The 16,146-nt window shown below is 71.4% G+C and carries 15 protein-coding genes; 4 read left to right on the top strand and 11 right to left on the bottom strand.

All coding sequences use genetic code 11. From position 1 onward, the window contains the following. Window position 1: 1 nt before the first annotated feature. Entirely contained in the window at window positions 2–2,449 is a 2,448-nt protein-coding gene (locus tag ACVPT3_RS14120; protein ID WP_492041501.1) for a S9 family peptidase, read from the top strand. On the opposite strand, the gene ACVPT3_RS14115 is transcribed toward ACVPT3_RS14120, so the two are convergent. Together ACVPT3_RS14115 and ACVPT3_RS14110 are read right to left on the bottom strand one after the other, a co-directional pair. Further along, window positions 2,382–4,091, bottom strand: a complete 1,710-nt coding sequence (locus ACVPT3_RS14115; RefSeq protein WP_492041500.1) for an asparagine synthase-related protein — start codon at window positions 4,089–4,091, stop codon at window positions 2,382–2,384. The two genes, ACVPT3_RS14120 and ACVPT3_RS14115, sit on opposite strands and share 68 nt — an antisense overlap. Beyond that, window positions 4,088–4,732, bottom strand: a complete 645-nt coding sequence (locus tag ACVPT3_RS14110; RefSeq protein ID WP_492041499.1) for a lasso peptide biosynthesis B2 protein — start codon at window positions 4,730–4,732, stop codon at window positions 4,088–4,090. The genes ACVPT3_RS14115 and ACVPT3_RS14110 overlap by 4 nt, the downstream gene beginning before the upstream one ends. 415 nt (window positions 4,733–5,147) lie before the next feature. On the opposite strand from ACVPT3_RS14110, the gene ACVPT3_RS14105 reads away from it, so the two are divergent. Next, window positions 5,148–5,453 carry a hypothetical protein gene (locus ACVPT3_RS14105; protein WP_492041498.1) on the top strand — a complete coding sequence of 102 codons (306 nt, stop codon included), beginning with the start codon at window positions 5,148–5,150 and terminating at the stop codon, window positions 5,451–5,453. 311 nt (window positions 5,454–5,764) lie between these two features. On the opposite strand, the gene ACVPT3_RS14100 is transcribed toward ACVPT3_RS14105, so the two are convergent. Beyond that, window positions 5,765–6,139 carry a hypothetical protein gene (locus tag ACVPT3_RS14100; RefSeq protein ID WP_492041497.1) on the bottom strand — a complete coding sequence of 125 codons (375 nt, stop codon included), beginning with the start codon at window positions 6,137–6,139 and terminating at the stop codon, window positions 5,765–5,767. A 328-nt stretch (window positions 6,140–6,467) separates the two neighbouring features. Between ACVPT3_RS14100 and ACVPT3_RS14095 the strand changes: the two genes are divergently transcribed. Both ACVPT3_RS14095 and ACVPT3_RS14090 read left to right on the top strand, forming a co-directional pair. Further along, window positions 6,468–7,061, top strand: a complete 594-nt coding sequence (locus ACVPT3_RS14095) for a GntR family transcriptional regulator (protein ID WP_492041496.1) — start codon at window positions 6,468–6,470, stop codon at window positions 7,059–7,061. After that, window positions 7,061–7,978 carry a LysR family transcriptional regulator gene (locus ACVPT3_RS14090; protein ID WP_492041495.1) on the top strand — a complete coding sequence of 306 codons (918 nt, stop codon included), beginning with the start codon at window positions 7,061–7,063 and terminating at the stop codon, window positions 7,976–7,978. Before ACVPT3_RS14095 ends, ACVPT3_RS14090 begins: the two co-directional genes overlap by 1 nt. A 247-nt stretch (window positions 7,979–8,225) precedes the next feature. Here ACVPT3_RS14090 and ACVPT3_RS14085 read toward each other — a convergent pair whose 3' ends face one another. Genes ACVPT3_RS14085 through trbE form a run of 8 tightly spaced genes read right to left on the bottom strand, consistent with a single transcriptional unit; the run spans window position 8,226 to window position 16,146 of the window. Continuing rightward, entirely contained in the window at window positions 8,226–8,441 is a 216-nt protein-coding gene (locus ACVPT3_RS14085; protein WP_492041494.1) for a DUF2274 domain-containing protein, read from the bottom strand. 4 nt (window positions 8,442–8,445) lie between these two features. Further along, entirely contained in the window at window positions 8,446–9,576 is a 1,131-nt protein-coding gene (locus tag ACVPT3_RS14080; protein WP_492041493.1) for a TraB/TrbI/VirB10 family type IV secretion system protein, read from the bottom strand. Continuing rightward, the gene (gene trbG / locus ACVPT3_RS14075; RefSeq protein WP_492041492.1) at window positions 9,573–10,589 is read right to left on the bottom strand and encodes a P-type conjugative transfer protein TrbG; all 1,017 of its coding nucleotides are present in this window, start codon (window positions 10,587–10,589) and stop codon (window positions 9,573–9,575) included. The genes ACVPT3_RS14080 and trbG overlap by 4 nt, the downstream gene beginning before the upstream one ends. After that, the gene (gene trbF / locus ACVPT3_RS14070) at window positions 10,589–11,275 is read right to left on the bottom strand and encodes a conjugal transfer protein TrbF (protein ID WP_492041491.1); all 687 of its coding nucleotides are present in this window, start codon (window positions 11,273–11,275) and stop codon (window positions 10,589–10,591) included. The genes trbG and trbF overlap by 1 nt, the downstream gene beginning before the upstream one ends. Further along, the gene (gene trbL / locus ACVPT3_RS14065; protein ID WP_492041490.1) at window positions 11,272–12,678 is read right to left on the bottom strand and encodes a P-type conjugative transfer protein TrbL; all 1,407 of its coding nucleotides are present in this window, start codon (window positions 12,676–12,678) and stop codon (window positions 11,272–11,274) included. The genes trbF and trbL overlap by 4 nt, the downstream gene beginning before the upstream one ends. Continuing rightward, window positions 12,675–12,941: a putative entry exclusion protein TrbK-alt gene (trbK-alt, locus tag ACVPT3_RS14060; protein ID WP_492041489.1), complete on the bottom strand. Its 267-nt coding sequence runs from the start codon at window positions 12,939–12,941 to the stop codon at window positions 12,675–12,677. Before trbK-alt ends, trbL begins: the two co-directional genes overlap by 4 nt. After that, complete coding sequence (gene trbJ / locus ACVPT3_RS14055; RefSeq protein WP_492041488.1) at window positions 12,938–13,663, bottom strand: P-type conjugative transfer protein TrbJ; 726 nt, start codon at window positions 13,661–13,663, stop codon at window positions 12,938–12,940. The genes trbK-alt and trbJ overlap by 4 nt, the downstream gene beginning before the upstream one ends. Further along, a complete protein-coding gene (trbE, locus tag ACVPT3_RS14050; RefSeq protein ID WP_492041487.1) occupies window positions 13,660–16,146 on the bottom strand; it encodes a conjugal transfer protein TrbE in 2,487 nt (828 codons plus the stop codon). The genes trbJ and trbE overlap by 4 nt, the downstream gene beginning before the upstream one ends.

The raw sequence follows: 16,146 nt of genomic DNA, 5'->3' as shown, positions 1-16,146 counted from the left end.
CATGCGGATGATCCTGCCTGCGCTTTTCGGCGCCGCCCTGGCGCTCGCCCCGTTTTCGGTTCACGCCGACCCGACCCCGACGCCCTTCACCGTCGACGACCTGTTGCACCTCGAAGAGTTCGGCCAGACGGCGCTGTCGCCTCGGGAAGATTCAGCCGTCTTCGAACGGCTCGGCCCGGTCGACGGAATTCCCAGCCACGAACACGACTACTGGGACCGTCTGCTGCGCTCCGAACTGTTCGTCGTCCCCGATCTCGACACGGGCGAGGTGCGCCGGCTGCTCGCCCCTGAGGAGGGCGACGGCCAGGTCCTGGGGCCCTGGTCGCCGGACGGGGACCGGCTGGTGCTTTACCGGCTGAAGGATCGGCGCTTCTCTCTGGGGATCGCCGAACCCCGGACCGGCGCGGTGCGCTGGGCGAGCTTCACGCCGGAGCTCGCCTTCTGGGGGCGCGCCGCGATCTGGCGGTCGCCCGAACAGCTGCTGGTGCTGGCCACGGACGACGCGCCGGCGCCTTGGTTGTTGCGCGGGGGATGGACCGCGGCCGACCGCCTGCCCAAGCTGTGGGAAAGCGCGCGGCGCGGCGATGAGGCGGCGCGGACCGTCATCGGCTCCGGCCGCTTCGCGGATCTCACGCCGCAGGCGGCGAGCGGGCGGCTGATCACGGTCGATGTCGGCACGGGAAGAGAAGCGGTCCTGGCGACGGGGCGGTTCTACGACATGGAGCTGTCGCCGAACGGTCGCTACCTCGCCTTGGCGGCTAATGCCGAGGATGTCGGCTTCGATCCGCAACAGCCCTTTCTGCAGGGGGATTTCAGCCAGCGCCGGGCGCTCTCCATCCTCGATCTTCAGACCGGGGCGATCTGGCGTCCCGCGCCGGAGGAAAGCCTGTCGCCGCATCTGTTGAGCTGGTCGGCGGATGGCGAGACCCTGCTCGCCTTCCTGCGCCCGGCGAAGCGCGCCGCGGTCGACGGGCGGCTGATGCGGTTCAGGCCGGCTGAACGCCAGGCGACGGTCGTTCCGCTCCACGGCTATGGCCCGGCGATTTCGGAAAACGGACTGCGCACCCCAGTGGTCAGCGCCGACTGGCTCGGCGAGACGCCGGTGCTCTTCGCCCAGACCCGAGCGGGCCGCAAGGATTGGGTGGCGCTGGGGGAGGCGGGGGCCGAGGTCCTGACCGCAGGCCTGTCGAACCCGGGATCCCGACTGCTGGCGGTGACACGATCGCGGATCGTGGTGGCCTCCGACGGACGCGCCTGGAGCGTCGGCCGCTCCGGAACACCGCAGGATCTCGGCGAAGCGGTCGAGGCGAAAGCGGCTGACCATGAGGTGGTCTTCAACCAGGGACAGAGGTTCGCCTTCACCGGAGCGCCGCGACGCGATTGGCTGGCGGTCAGGCGCGGGGCGGCCCTCCAGCGGGTCGACATCGAGACAGGCGCGCCGATCGGTTCGGCGTCCCCTCTGGAGGGGGACGTCCGGGCCATGGGCGAAACCAAGGCGCTCACCCTGGCCGAAGACCCGGCATCATCCCGGCGGCTTGTCGGTCCGGGCGGGACGACCCTCGCCGTCGTCAACGCCGTCCTGGCGCAGCGGTCGCTGTCGCATCCCATACCCATCGCCCACGTCAGCCGCACAGGCCGCAGGCTCACGAGTTGGCTCTATCGGCCGGTCGACAATCCGCATGCCCCCCTGATCGTCGTGCCCTATCCGGGCGCCTCGGTGTCTCCGGAACCGCGCGATCGATTGAATGCGGCGGCGAGCGTCCAGCTGATGACGGGACGCGGCTACGCCGTGCTGTTGCCCGATCTCTCCGACATCGGCCGACCGCCTGATCCGGCGTCCGGGATCGCGACGGCGATCCTCGCCGCCGTTGATGCGGCCGCGCTGACCGGCGGGTTCGATCGATCCCGTCTCATCCTCTGGGGACACAGCTTCGGTGGATTCAGCGTCATGGCCGCGGCGACCCAGTCGGACCGCTTCTCAGCCGTCATCGCCGCCAACGGCCCCTATGATCTGCCGAGCGCCTGGGGAAGCTTCTCCCTGGCCCGTTCTGTCGCTCCGGAGCTCGGCCTGTCCATCCGATCCACCGCCGGGCTTGTGGAAACGGGACAGTTCGGTCTCGGCGGCCCGCCGTGGTCGAGGCCGCAGGCCTATGTGGCCAACAGTCCCCTGTTCGCCGCCGATCGGATCCAGGCGCCGGTGCTTCTGGTCACCGCCGATCGCGATTATGTGGCGCCGGGGCAGGCGGAAGAGATGTTCTCGGCCCTCTATCGCCAGGGCAAGGACGCCGTCCTGCTGACCTATCGGGGGGAAGGGCATGTCCTCGCCAGTCCAGGCAATATCCGCGACTATTATGCGATGATCTGGGCCTGGCTCGACCGGGTCATGGCGACGGGAAAGGCACCGGGTCCCACGCCCGCGCCCAACTCTCCATCAGCGCCAGCATCATGAGCTCGACATAGCCGCCCTGCCAGATCAGCCGTTCGATCTGCAGGGCGGCCTCCACCTGGTCGCGGTCGATCAGGCCCTGGCTTGCGAGCCGCCCTTCCAGCAGATGGGGCCGCAGATTCTCCAGGTTGGCGGCGACGACCTGCCCGTAATAGGCGCCCAGTTCGCCCTTCGACCGTCGGGCGACGAGTGGGGCCGGCAGTCGGTCGGCGAAGGCTTGCCGCGCAAGGAGACGGTCGTGTCCGCCGCCGGTCAGTCGGGGGATGGGCGTCGCCAGCGTCGCCTCGACGACCGGCGTGGCCAGGGCCGGGTGGAGGAGGCGGGCGCGTTCCGAGCGCCGCGCCGGACTGTGAAGGCTCAGATTGCTGAGAAAACCGGCGATCTGCTGGCGTTTGGCCGGCGGCACGTCGTGAAGGTCCATCAGCCACGGATGCGGCGGCGCGGTCATCGTCTGAACATCGGGATGGAGCAGCGGATTGACGAGCGGGCGCGGGGCGGCGGGCCGCAGCGCCTGCCGGGCGCCCGCCCGCATCACCCGCCAGACCGACCGCCTCAGCCGGCTGGCGATCACCGCCGCCGTGGGGGACATCAGGCCGGCCAGCCCGCGCAGCGCGATCTCATCGGCGACGATGGCCGAGGTCGGGGTCTGGAAGAAGGCCACGTCTCCGCCCTTGCCGGTGAGAATGGCGCCGAGGCCGTGGGTTTCACACAGGTCGCGCTGGAGGCGATCATAGGCGGCGTCCATCCGGTTGGGGGAGGGGCGAAGCATCCTGGGATGGGCGAGGTCCAGGCCGGACGCCAGGGCGTCGCGCCGTCGCTCGACGAAGGTGAGGGAAACGCCCAGGCGATCGGCGACCGCCTGGGCGTAGGCGCGTTCATCGGCCTCGACGAAGGGGCCGAAGAGGTTGAGCCAGACCGATCCCTCGCCCTGGCCGGCAGCCCGGTAGCTGGACGCCATGATGGCCGAGTCCAGGCCGCCGGAGATTTCGACGAGGAGCGGACCGCGGCCTCGGGTGAGGGCGGCGACGGTTTCGTCGATCGTCGCCCTGAGGCCTTCGGCGTCAACCGCGCGCCGCCTGCGCACCGGATCGGCTGGACGCCAGACCTGCTGTTGATGTCCGTCCGGATCCATCCAGGCGCCTGGCGCCAGGGTGGCGGTCCCTTCCAGCAAGGCGGCGGAGGTGAGGGTGCTCCAGTCCCTAAGGACGCCGGCGACGCCCTTCCAGTCCGGCGTCGAGACCATGTCAGCGGCGAGGTCCAGCGCCTGCGGATCATCGGCGGCGACGAACCGGTCGGGGCGACGGCGCACGACGCAGTCGATCGCGCCGGTGGGGTCTCGCACAACACCGACCAGTCGCTCCTGGGGATCGAACAGGACGGCGATGAAACCGCCCCAGCAGGCGGAGAGGAGGGCGCGGGCCCGATCGGCCGGCGACCCTTCGCCCGCCGGCGCCTGATCGCCATAGGCGTCGCCGATCAGGATGATCGGGCCGGCGGTCGTGTCGATGCGGCGCATCGGCCACCCGCGCACGCCGATGCGGGCCGCCCCGACCGTCTCCAGGCGCCAGCCGGCGCGCCGGAGACGATCGCCGAGCGCCGCGCCCGCCGGTGCGACGGCGAACTGCCCGAGGACGAAGCCGTTCATGCGGAGATCACGAGAACAGGGGTGTAGAGGCCGATCCGGTCGGGATCGTCATCGACGACGAGTTCTCCGCACTGCAGCCAGCAATGGGCCGTGAACGGCCAGGTGCGGACGCCGAAGACCCATGCGGCCCCCAGACCCTGGGTCGCCAGATAGGCGCGCAACAGATAGGCCCGGTAGAGACATTCGCCCTGGCCGGGGGCGAAGGGCGCCCAGTGTTCGAACAGCCGGGCATGGCGCGACACCGCCGCCAAGGCCTCGGGCGTGGAGGGCAGGGGCAGGTTCGGCGACCGCTCGATCAGGCGGCGCACGGTCCGGCCTTTTATCCGCGCGCCGTGCCGCGCATAGGTCAGGATCAGGGCGAGACGTGGTCGCCATCCTCGCACGGCGGCGGCCTGGCTGCGGCTGGATTTGACGGGCTTGGCCCAGGGGCGTGGCGGGGGCGGTTCGCCCGCTTCGAACAGGCCGAGATCGACAAGCGCGTCGAGCACGGCCGGGTCCGCGCTGGTCCACTGTCCAGCGGCTGTTGATCGCAGATGAGGGCCCAATCCAGGCAGGCACAGATAGCCGTCGGTGTTGAGGTCAAGGATGACGACATCCTCCTCGACGACGGCGACATGGATGTTCGACGCGGCGCGGGTCATGACACAGGCAACCGGGCCGCCGACAACGCCGGCGGCCCAGCCGATCAACCCACGGGCTTGATGTGGGTCATGTCCAGTTCCGGCGGGCCGACGTCCCAGCCGCCGCGGGTCAGGGTGCAGGCCTGGCCCAGTCGGATGAGCCGGAGTTGCAGAGGGGCGTGCATGTCTCTTCTCCTCGATCATCGCCGCAAAAGCGCGGCGTCTTCAGGAGGCGCGTCGAGGTCGTCATGACCAAGCTATATTGCCGTATATTTGGGAGCGGGTTCGGGGCGGCGCGTTCGAGGCGGATCGCGCCTGCCATCTGCGCCGTCTGCGCGGCGAGGGGCCGGATCGCCAGGCGGAGGCGGGGCTCTAACGCGGTCGACCCCTTCTCAGTCGCCGCTCGGCGTGACAGGCTGGAGGCAGAAGGAGCGCCATGCGCAAGCCGCCGACCGTCGACGATCTGGAAGCCTTTGCTTTACAGCTGAAGGGGCCGATGGGCGGGCTGCTGCGGCGGGCCGGAGACATCATGGCGACCCGGATGGGCGAGCAGGGTTTGGGCTGGGCGGATCTGGACGACGCAGCGGTCATGCGCCTGTTCGTCTCGGCCGTCATGCAGGCCGCGCCAGACGCCTATCCCGGCGCCGACCCCGCCGTGATCGATGCGGCGCTGGACCGGCTGGCGGCCGGCGTCGCCATGGAGGCGGCGGCCACGACGGCCGGCACAGACACGATCAACTGAACGCCGAGCCCGCTTGGGCGGCCGGGCGTGCGACCAATCCGCGACGCCAGGTGCTTTCGTGCAAAGGCATGCGGGCGCCGGCCGGCCGACGCCCGCACGACGTTCAGCCGCCGACGCGGATGAACGTGCCGTCCAGTTCAGGTGCGCCGTTGGGCAGACCGCCGCGGGTGAGCGTGCGGGCTTCGCCCATGCGGACCAGGCGGACGCGTTTGTCGGATTGCATGGCAACCTCCAGGGATAGGCCGCAGGATTGCGGCCTGGTCAGGGGGCGCTCGCCCGAGGGGCTTGGCAAAGCATATTGCCATATATTCTCAGCGCCCCGGTCGGGGCCGCGAGCGCTTCAGATCGTCTTCGCCCGCCTTCAGCCAGGCGGCGGCGTCGTCCCGACCCGTGCGGGCCACGAAGCTCTGACCGGCGGAGCGCACCACCCTGACGATGGCGCGGACGTCCAGGGTGGCGAGCCGATCGCCGAGGAGATCGTTCAACTGCTTCAGGCCGATCACGATCAGCCGCATCAGCTTGTTGTTGGCGCATCGAATGGCGAACTCCGGCGAGCCGATCGCGAGGGCGATGAGCAGGGCTTCGGGATCGGCGTCGACGAACCGACAGAAGCGGTAGACATAGTCCATATTGAGCCGGACCTTGCCGGCCTCGAAATCCTGATAGGTCCGCAGCGAGAGGTTCATTCCGTTCGCGGTCTGCAGGGAGGTGTAGCCCTTCAGGCGTCGGATGCCCCGGACGGCCGCTGAAAGGACGGCTGCATCTGTCTGCCTTTCGCTCACTTCGACGCCTCGACTCTACAACTTGACGACGCAGGGTGGATTCATTGCGCCGTCGGGATCAACGGCTTCGATGCACTGCACTGCACAAAACTGGTCATTGCGCGGCAAATCCGTGCAAAGCGGCGGGGTTTTGACATGCCCTGTGTAGAAATCGCGCGTTGGGGAAGGACCGCCTTCCCACGAGAGGCGGCTTGGCCAAGGCTCCGATTCGGCCGTGAACGGAGCAAGCTTGATGGCGCGAAACCGCGATCCCTTCATGTCGGCGCTCCGGCGTCTTCGGGCGCGGGCCATCGGGGCGGCGTTTCAGCCCGGCCGTCCGATCGTGATCCTGGATGAGGCGCAGGCCCTCCGGCTTTCGACGACGCCCGTGCGCGAAGCCCTGTCCTGGCTCGGGGGAGAAGGCCTCGTCGAACGCGGAGCGGCGGGCGGCTATGTCGGACTGCGCGCAGAGCCGTCCCTGGTCGCGGCGCGCTATCGCATGCGGCTGCGCTGTCTTCTCGCCGCCGTCGAGGAAACGCCCCCCGGCGTCGCGTCGCTCTTCACCGCCCATCCGGGGGACGTCCTGGACGAGATCGTCGCCGCCAGCAGCGACCCGATCCTGACCGCGGTCTATCGGCGCATGCAGGACCAACTGGCGCCGCTGGTCGCCCTCGAGCCAAGCATCCTGGGCCAGGACAAGGCCGATCTGGACGAGATCACGGCCGCCCGCAGCGACGCCGCCAAGCTCAAGGACGCCCTGATCCGCCACCACAGGCTCAGGATCGACGCCGCGCCCCTGCTGGCGGCGGCGCTCGAGCGGCGGGGCGCAGAGCCAGAGCCGATGTGATGGGACCGTCCCCGGCGCCGGACCTGGATCTACGATCGCTGCAATGGTCCTTGATCGTGGCGCGGCTCGGGGGATTCCGGCGGGCGGCGCACGCCCTGGGCGTCGAGCAGTCGGCGGTCAGCCGACGGGTGAGAGATCTCGAAGACGATCTCGGCGTCTCCCTGTTCCAACGCGGCCCCGGCGGGGCGGTGGCGACCCATGCGGGGCGCGCCTTTCTTCAGCGGGTGGATACGCTGGTGGGCGGGCTCGCCGCAGCCGTGGCCGAGGCCCGCGACGCCGGCGCGGGACAGGTGGGCCGGCTGCGGATCGGCGTCTCCTTCTCCCTGGTCAGCGACAGTCTGTTCGAACTGATCAGACGGTTTCACGCAGCCCATCCTCGGGTGCGCATCGAGATGATCGAGGGCCGGGCGAGCGCCCATCTGGAGGCGGTGGCGGATCGGCGCCTGGATGTGGCGGTGCTGCCGGGCGGAATGACCGTCGCCGGGCTCGACATGTCGGTGCTGTGGCGCGAACGGGTGCTGATCGCCCTGCCGGCCCACCATCCATTGGCCGAGGCTTCGTCGGTCCCCCTCGAGGCCCTGGGGCCGGCGCGGCTGTTCGTCAGCGAAGGCGACCTCGGCGCGGACGGGGTCGTGCGTCTGGGGCGCGGGCGGAGCGGCGCGCTGGAGATCGAGGTTCAGCAGGCCGGCGTCCCCCTCCTTCTGGAGCAGAGCCGCATGGGATTTGGCCTGACCCTCCTGAGTTCCGGCGCGCTGACGGGTCTGCGCGCCTATTCCGACCTTGTCTTTCGCCCCTTGGCCACGACGGACGAGGGGGCCGCCCTGGCCGTCGCCGCCGCCTGGTCGGCGACCAACGACAATCCGGCGCTCCGCAGGTTCGTCAGCGCGACCCGCCGCCGCCCGCCGCGCCCCCGTTGAGGCGCACGGACGGCGTCAGACCGTGCGCGCGAGGACAAAGGCGGCCCCGGTGATCGCCGCAGCCAGGACGAAGACGAGCCCGAGCGACAGCCGCGAAGCCCGTCCGCGCCGGCGGCGTCGGCGGGCGGTCGGCGCAGGGCCCCACAGCGGGCTTCCTTGATCGGGTCTGAGCGGCATGAGGCGACACCTAGGGGGTGGAACGGGATGGAACAAGACGACGGGCTCGGGGCGGGCCGCCGATGAATGTTCAGTCCGCCGACCGGGCCGCCACGAAGCGGCGATCGGTGGCCATGAACCGCCTCAGCATCGGCGCCACCAGCTGCGGCGCGGCGAACGCCGTTTCGCTTTCGGCCGAAAGGATTTCGGCATAGCGCAGGAGATCCCGATGGACGTCGGCGGGGAGTTCGATCGTCAGTTTCACCGGCGTGTCGTCCTGCAGTCCGGCGAGCTTGAGTTTGGACATGGGCTTAGTCTCCAGAAAAGCCGGCGAGGACCAGATCCTCGGTCAGGATGATGCGAAAGGCGAAACCGGGACGAACGGTCAGCCGGGGCGGGATCGCCATCCCCTGGGCCAGCAGGTCTCGCCCGGTCTGGTCGACGCCGGAACCGACCCCGTCCCGGATCGCCTGCGTCAGGCGATCGGTCTCGTCGCCGTCGGCCGCGGCGGCGCTGATGGACAGGAGGGTGGTCAGGCCGGCGGCGCGCCATCGTTCGCCCCAGCGGTTGTCGACCCGGTCCTCGAGGCCGGCGAAGCCCTGAGGGTCGCTGGCCGTGGCGCCGTCCAGGATCGCGGCGCGCCCATCCGGAAGGATCAGACGCGACCACAGGATGCGCACGCGCGACTGGCCCTGGGCGATCTGGGCGTCGGATGTTCCGACCAGCCGGCTGCCTTTGGGAATGACCAGAACCCGGCCGGTGCGGCTGTCGAAGACGTCCTCGGTCACCTGGCCGAGGACGGCGCCCGGCAGATCGGAGCGCAGTCCCGTCGTCAGGGCGCCGGAGATGATCGTGCCGGCCCACAGGGCGGCTGATGTCGACCGTGCGGAGGGCGCCGACGAGTCGGCGGGTCGGGCGATGGAGGCCGGCCCCGCCGGCGCTCCGCCGGTCGCCGTTGCATCGGGTCGCCCCGTCCGCCCCGCCGTCCCTTGTACGAACAGGCCGCTGGTCCGTGCGGCGTCCCGCTCGCGACGGCGCTGTTCCGCCGCTTCGACGCGGGCGGCTTCCGCTGCGTCGTGTCCGTCTGAGGCGGCCGGGGCGTCTGACGCCTCCTCCGACGTCTCCTCGGCGAGACGGGCCTGAAGGATCGGCCGGCCCAGGTCGCCGGGCAGGGGGGCTCCCAGGCGGGGGCCGGTGTAGTCGGCGGGCAGGGTGTTGACCGCATCCGGCGGTGCGGCGGCGGCCCTGTAGAGTTCCGGCTGCGGGGCGACTTCGCCGTCGCGCAGAGCGAAGACGAGCAGGCCGACGCCGACGCAGCCGAGAAGGCCCCCGCCCAGCCATAGGGCTTTGCGCGACAGCCGCATCACCTGGGGCGGCGCGGGTCGCAGACGCATGGCGCGCGCGACGGCCTCGTCGTCTTTCGGGACGGGGGGCGCGGTCATGGGCGGTCGCCCGTGCGCAGGATGCGGACGCTGCGGTCGCGTCGGCCTTCGACCAGACGCAGTTCGGCGGCGTCGAACAGGCGATCGACGATCAGGCGCCGACCCTCGATCCGGTAGTTCACGAGCGCGGCCATGTCGCTTCCGGCCGGACGCAGGAACAGCGGCGGAAGAACGGCCGCGTCCAGGGTCTGGGCGAACTCGATATAGACGCGCGCCCCGTCGTCGAAGGCGCGCAAAGGCCGCCAGGGCACGCCGTCGCCCTCGATCCGATAGCCGAAATCGAGGCGAGAGAGGTCCACCGTCGGTTCGGCCTGTCGCGCGGCCGCCTGGGTCGCGGCCCGCGCAACGGCCAGGGCCTCGTCGTGCGGATAGCGCCAGGCGACCGAGGCCATATAGACGTCGGGGCGCGCCTGGAGTTCGATCAGATAGGTCCGGCGATCCGTATGCAGGACGAGATTGGTCGCCAGATCGGCGCGGGTGGGTTTGAGCAGGATGTGGGTGCGCGCCTGATCGCCGGCGCCGCTGACGCTCTCGCCGATGATCCAGCGGGCCGTATCGCCCGCCGCGATCGCCCCTTCGCCCGAGAGCGCCTCGCCGGGCTGCAAGGCGATGTCGGTGATGCGGCCGGGCGTGGCGTAGACCTGATAGAGGGCGTGCGGCGCATAGGCGTAAACCTGGGCTGACAGGTCGTAGTCCGCACCCGCGGGTTCGATCCTCGCCGCGCGGTTGGCGGCGCCGACGCGGGTCTCCGGCGTCCCGCGCTCCTCTGCGGGCGGCGAAACCGCACTCACGGTCGGCCCGGCGAAGGTCTCGGGGTTCTGGGCTGAGTTCTGGGCCGGGTCCTGGACTGGGTCCGGGGCTGTGGTCTGGACTGGGATTGGAGCCGTGAGCGTCGCGACGGGGCGGCTCGGCGGCGGCGCAAGGCGCGCGGCCACGAGGGCGGCGGACGGTTTCGCGCCGCATCCGCCGATGAGGACGAGGGCGGCGAGCGCCGCCGGAGCGGGACGGTTCATCAGGACAACTCCTTGGACCAGTTGAGGGCTTTGACGTGGACGCCGAGCGGATTGCGCCGCAGCGCCTCCGCCGTGTCCGGGGGCTGGATCGCGACGGTGAGGATGGCTGTCCAACGGCTGGTGTCGGCCAGCTGTCCGTCGACATAGCGTCGCTCCGTCCAGGCGACCCGGAAGGAGTCGGGCGACGCGCGGATGACGCTGGAGATTTCGACGCCGACCTGGACGCGGCCGATCTCGGCGAAGGGATCGTTGCGGCGGGCGTGGTCCGACAGCGCCTGGGCGCCGGCGTCCGTGGCGTAGGCATAGGCGCGCAGCCAGTTGTCGCGGACCACGACCGGATCGGCGGAGATGCTGCGCACCTGTTCGATGAACCGCCCGAGATGCCAGGCGATCTGGGCGTCGTCCGGCCTTGCGCCCGCAGCCGCCGGACCAACGGCGACCGCTTCGCCTTCGCGGTCGACCTCCACGATCCAGGGGGTGACCGTTCCCCGGGCGGACTGGACGACCAGGGCCCCGGCCAGGCCGCTTGTGGCGGCGATCGAGAGCAGGGCGGCGAGGCGCCAGTTGCGCGCCTGGACGCGCGCCGAACCGATGCGATCGTCCCAGGCCTGGGCGGCGCGTTGATAGGGGGTGGTCGGCGCCGGGGTCTCGCCATAATGGGCGGCCGGCCGTTTGAAGGGGCTCATCGAGAATCCTCCGATAGGGAAACGGATGCGCCGCCGCCGCCGCGATCTCCGGAGCGGACGGCGTGGACGGCGGAGGAGACGCCCCGCGCGATCGCCTGGCGGCGCGCCAGGGCGCGGGCCCAGGCGGGCGTGGGCGAGACGGGCGCCGCCGCCGACGAGGACGGCGAAGACGGGGACGGCGACGAAGCGGACGGGGAGGCAGACGGGGACGGCGCCGGCGCCGCGGCGGCGGGTTCCGACTCTGCGGACTGAGACGCCGGCGACGGCGAAGAGGGCATGGCGGGACCGGCTTCGGCGCCGACGCCCGAGGCCGAGGTCGCGCCGGGAGATGCGGGTCCGCGCGGCGACGGCGGCGGCGTGTTCGGGCCAGGACTTCCACCCGCGCCTGTCCCGCCGCCCTTGCCGCCGCCCGCGCTCGCGCCCAGGGCGCCGCCGCGTGCGCCGGTCGCCTGGCCCGTCGTCTGGCGGGTCGCGGCGCCCGCCCCGGCGCGGCCGGCCAGGCTGGCTCCACCGGCGGCCGCCATACGCACGCCGGCGGCCCCGGCGGCGGCGAGTCCGCCGACGGCCAGGCTTGCGCCGACCGCAGCCCCCGCGCCGAGCTGCGGGGCGCCGGACACCAGGCCGGTGGCGATCCCCGGCCCGAAGATCCCAAGCCCCATCAGGGTCAGGGCGGCCAGGGCGACCGCCAGCACCGCCTCCAGCGTCGGAGCGACGCCGGCGAAGTCGCGGGTGAAACTGTCGAACAGGGTGGAGCCGATGCCGACGATAACGGCCAGGACCAGGACCTTCACCCCCGAGGCGATCACATTGCCGAGCACCCGCTCGGCCAGGAAGGCGGTCTTGCCGAACAGGCCGAAGGGGATGAGGACGAAGCCGGCCAGGGTGGTCAGCTTGAACTCGATGAGGGTGACGAACAGTTGCACCGCCAGGACGAAGAAGGCGACCACGACGATCAGGAAGGCGATCATCAGGACGATGACCTGGACGAAGTTTTCGAACAGGCCCGGAAAGCCGGACAGTTCGGCGGCGGCCTCGAGCAGGGGGCGGCCCGCCGCCACGCCGGTCTCGGCCAGCTTGCCCGGCCGCATGAAGTCGGCGCTCGACAGGCCCGATCCGGAAGCCTTGAGCCCCAGGCCGGCGAAGCTGGCGAAGACGATGTCGGCGAGGTTCTGGAAGTTGCCGATCAGGAAGGCGAAGAAGCCGACGAAGAGGGTCTTCTTGACCAGGCGCGCGACAATATCGTCCTCGGGGCCCCAGGCCCAGAACAGGGCCGCGAGCGTGACGTCGATCACGATCAGGGTCGAGGCGAGGAAGGCCACTTCGCCGCTGAGGAGGCCGAAGCCGGAATCGATGTAGCGGTTGAAGACCTCAAAGAGGCGGTCGATCACCCCGACGTCGTTCATTGGTCTGCATCCTCGGTTGAAACCCCCTGTGTCGCGAAGAACTGGCGGCGGCGCTCAGCCCAGGCGGCCAGGCATTCGGGCGCTCGACCGCTGGCCTCGCCGAGGGCGCGGCAGCGTTCGAGCACGGAGGAGGCGGTCGCCGGCGCCGTCGGGGGCACAGGGGGCGAGCCGAAGCCGTCCGCGCGGTTCGCGAGGGCGGCGGCGACCAGGGCGGCCGCCGCCATCGCCAGGGCCGCCGCGCCGAGGAGGTCGCGCCTCTTCACGGCCGGTTCTCGTCCGCGCCCATGAAGCGCGAGAAGCGCGCCCGGGCCTCGGCGCGCGTCGCGGCGCGATCGGCGGCCTCCAGCGCCTGGGCGCGGCCCTGGGCCGCCACCAGGGCGGAGAGTTCGGCGAGCTGGGCGGATTGAAGCGCGAGCAACTGGTTGCCGGCCTGGGACGCCTGGAGGGCGCCGACCGCCCCCTGGCTGGCGTCCACCAGTCGGCCGAGCTCGACCTGGGACTGGTCGAACCCGCCGACGACCGTCGCCTGCACCTTCAGCGCCTCCTGCAAGGCGGCGACGCTGTCGTTCCAGCGGGCGTCGGCGCGCGCGACGAGGGTCTGATCGTCGGCGCTCAGATCCACGGCGCCGTAGCGGTCCTGAAAGGCGCGCTCGATGTCGGCGACCTCATAGGCCAGACCCTGCGCCTCGCGCATCAGGTCGCGCGTGCGGTCGAGCTGGGCCTCGAGCGCCGCCAGGGAGGAGATCGGCAGGCCGGCGAGGTTGCGCGCCTGGTTGGTCAGGGCGGCAGCCTCGTTCTGCAGCGACTGAATCTGGTTGTTGACGGTCTCCAGGGCGCGCGCCGCCTGAAGCAGGTTCTGGGCGTAGTTGGCGGGATCGTGGACGACCACCTGGGCGACGGCCGGGTCTGCGACGATCGCCATCGGCGCGGCGACGGCGAGCCACAGGGCGGCGGCGGCGGCGAAGGGGCGGAGCGGGCGGGTCATGGTTGTGGGTCCTCTTTCAGGGGGGCGGGCAGGGGCGCGGGCAGGGGCGCGGGGGAAGCGATCTCGGCGGCCAGACCGGCAAGGAGGTCGGCGGCCCAGGCCAGGCCGTGATGACGCAGCCAGGCGTCGGCGAAGTCGGCGCGTCCGGCTTCGGCGAGGATTCGGTCGATGGCGGCCTGGTCGTCGCGCGAGGCGGCGGCGCAGAAGGCCAGGGCCGCCGGCCCGAGCCCCAGTTCGAACAGGCGGTCGCCGGCCCGCGACTGGACGTAATAGTCCCGCTTGGGCGTGGCCTGGACGAGCAGGTCGATCTGGCGGTCACTGAGGCCGAAACGGCGATAGACGGCGTGGATCTGCGGCTCGCGGGCGCGTGCATTGGGCAGGAAGACGCGCGTATGGCAGCTCTCGATCAGGGCCGGCGCCAGGGCGCTCGCGCCGATGTCGTCCAGCGACTGGGTGGCGAAGACGACCGAGGCGTTCTTCTTGCGCAGCGTCTTCAGCCATTCGCGCAGCTGGGCGCCGAAACTGGCCTCGTCGAGCGCCAGCCAGCCCTCGTCGACGATGATCAGGGTGGGCCGGCCGTCCAGCCGCGCCTCGATCCGGTGAAAGAGGTGGGCCAGGACCGCCGGGGCGGCGGCCGAGCCGGCCAGGCCCTCGGTCTCGAAGGTCTGGATCGTCGCCGCGCCGAGATGCTCCTGGTCGCCGTCCAGCAGCCGTCCCCACGGGCCGGCCAAGGTATAGGGGGCGAGGGCCTGGCGGATGTCGTGGGATTGCGCCAGGGCGGCCAGGCCGGACAGGGTCCGCTCGGCAGCCGGAGCCCCGGCGAGGTTCTCCAGCGCGCTCCACAGCCGATCCTTGAGCTCGGGCGTGACCGTCACCCCTTCGCGTGTGAGGACGTCGGCCAGCCAGGCGGCCGCCCAGGCGCGTTCGCCCAGGTCGTCGATCCCTTCCAGGGGCTGCAAGGTCAGGGCGCCGCCCGCGTCCGACAGGGCCCCGCCGAGGTCGTGGAAGTCGCCGCCCATGGCCAGGGTCGCGGCCCGGATCGAGCCGCCGAAGTCGAAGGCGAACACCTGGGCTGCGCCATAGCGGCGGAAGGACAGGGCCATCAGCGCCAGGAGCACGCTCTTGCCGGCGCCGGTCGGTCCCACGACCAGGGCGTGGCCGACGTCGCCGACATGGGTGGAGAAGCGGAAGGGGGTGGAGCCCTCGGTGCGGCCATAGAACAGCGGCGGTCCGTCGAGGTGGGTGTTGCGATCAGGGCCCGCCCATACGGCGGACATCGGCAGCATATGGGCCAGGTTGAGAGTGGAGATCGGCGCCGAGCGGACATTGGCGTAGAGGTGGCCCGGCAGGCTCCCGAGCCAGGCGTCCACCGCATTCACCGTCTCCACCGTGCAGGTGAAGTCGCGACCCTGGATCAGTTTTTCGGCCTCGCGCAGGCGCGCGTCCGCGACTGCGGCGTCCTCGTGCCAGACCACGACGGTCGCGGTGACCAGGGCGTAGCCGACGCCGTCGGCGCCGAGGTCCTGCAAGGCCGCGTCGGCGTCGACGGCCTTGTTGGCCGCATCGCTGTCCATCAGGGCCGAGGCCTCATTGGTCATCACCTCCTTCAGGAGGGCGGCGATCGACTTGCGCTTGGCGAACCACTGGCGGCGGATGCGGCCGAGCAGGCGCGCGGCGTCGGTCTTGTCCAGGCACAGGGCGCGGGTGGTCCAGCGATAGGGAAAGGCGAGGCGATTGAGCTCGTCGAGCAGGCCGGGCCAGGTCGCAGTCGGAAAGCCGGTCACCGTCAGCGTGCGCAGGCAGGCGTTTCCGAGCCGGGGCGCCAGGCCGCCGATCAGGGCGCTGTCGCTCACCAGGGCGTCCAGATGCATCGGCGTCTCGGGCGGACGGACGCGCTGGCGTCCGGGCGAGACGGCGCCGTGCAGGAAGCTCAGGGTCTCGCCGTCGTCGAGCCAGCCGATGTCGGGAACCGCGCCCTCGACCAGCGCCAGCAGCCGGTCCGTACGGTCGACGAACAGGGTCAGGTGTTCGCGCCAGTCCGCCGCCTCGCGGGGCCGGCCGTCATAGAGCCAGCGCTCGACGCGTTGCGCCTCTTCGGCGGGCGGCATCCAGGCGATGGTCAGGACATAGGCGCTCTCGTAGTGGGCGCCCTCGGCCTCGAAGGCGGCGCGGCGCTCGGCCTCCACCAGGCTCGAGACCGGGTCCGGGAAGCGGCTGTCGGGATAGTCGGCCGCCGGGTCGCGCCGGGCCTCCACGAACAGGGCCCAGCCCGAGCCGAGCCGGCGCAGGGCGTTGTTCAGCCGGCCGGCGGCGGCGGCCAGTTCAGAGGGCATGGCGGAGTCCAGGTCCGGGCCGCGGAACCGGGCCGAGCGCTGGAGGCCGCCGTCCTTGTTCAGCACCACCCCGGGCGCGACCAGGGCGGCCCAGGGCAGGAAGTCGGCGAGACGGCGGGGGCGGCGGGCGTATTCGCGCAGATCCAGCAT

The organism is Brevundimonas sp. FV1ps31S (genome assembly GCF_058681265.1).
Note: the sequence above shows the minus strand (reverse complement) of the source record. Positions and strands in the feature narration are given on the sequence as shown.